Source organism: Mycobacterium sp. 236(2023) (assembly GCF_029623955.1).
In the GTDB taxonomy this organism is placed as follows: Bacteria; Actinomycetota; Actinomycetes; order Mycobacteriales; family Mycobacteriaceae; genus Mycobacterium.
The window spans coordinates 1-901 of the sequence record NZ_JARSBP010000024.1 but is presented as its reverse complement, the minus strand read 5'-3'; the positions used below and the strand labels follow the sequence as shown (position 1 = coordinate 901).

General features: G+C 64.2%; 1 protein-coding gene and 1 pseudogene. Both read left to right on the top strand.

Translation table 11 applies throughout. The features are described from left to right. Window positions 1–339 (top strand): MaoC/PaaZ C-terminal domain-containing protein (locus P9A17_RS33190; RefSeq protein ID WP_278043061.1); only part of this gene is annotated, 339 nt, incomplete at its 5' end. Continuing rightward, window positions 336–901, top strand: a pseudogene (locus P9A17_RS33185) (lipid-transfer protein); the annotation flags it as partial. The gene P9A17_RS33190 and the pseudogene P9A17_RS33185, both read left to right, overlap by 4 nt.

The following is a 901-nucleotide window of genomic DNA, read 5'->3' as shown; positions in this document are numbered from 1 at the left end:
ATCGCATCGCGGGACTACATGCCGGTGCACCATGACCGCGATTTCGCGACCGGCCAGGGGTCTCCGGACATCTTTCTCAACATCCTGACCACCAACGGCCTGTGCGTGAAGTTCCTCCACGATTGGGCCGGTCCCGAAGCGATGGTGAAGAAACTGTCGATCCGGCTCGGAGTTCCGGCATTTCCCAACGACCCTCTCCACTTCACCGGCAGTGTCGCCGGTAAGTCGGTGCAAGGTGACGAGGGTCTGGTCGAGGTGACACTCAAGGGGACCAACAAACTCGGCGACCATGTCACCGGTACCGCGATCCTGAGTCTGCTTGACGGGGTTCAGCCATGAATGGTCTCGGCGGCCGCGCCGCCCTGGTCGGTATCGGTCAAACCGAGTTCTCGAAAGAATCGGGCCGTACCGAGATGCAGTTGGCCTGCGAGGCAGTGAAAGCCGCCATCGACGACGCCGGTCTTCGCCCGAGTGACATCGATGGCATGGTGACCTTTACCGTCGACGAGAACGAAGAGATCGAAGTCGCCCGCAACGTCGGCATCCAGAATCTCTCGTTCTTCACCCGCGTCCCGCACGGTGGCGGCGCCGCCGCAGGAACCGTCATGCAGGCAGCGATGGCGGTCGCCACGGGGGCAGCCGAAGCCGTCGTCTGCTATCGAGCCTTCAACGAGCGGTCCGGCTTCCGGTTCGGCGGCGCCGGGCGCCAGCCCGGAGTCACACCGCTGTGGATGGCGCCCTACGCGCCTTTCGGGTTCATGACGCCGGCCGCGTGGGTCTCTCTGCACGCTCAGCGGTACATGTCCACCTACGGCGTGACGAACGCCGACTTCGGCAAGATCTCCGTGATCGACCGCAAGCACGCCGCCAACAACCCGGCCGCGTGGTTCTACGGCAAGCC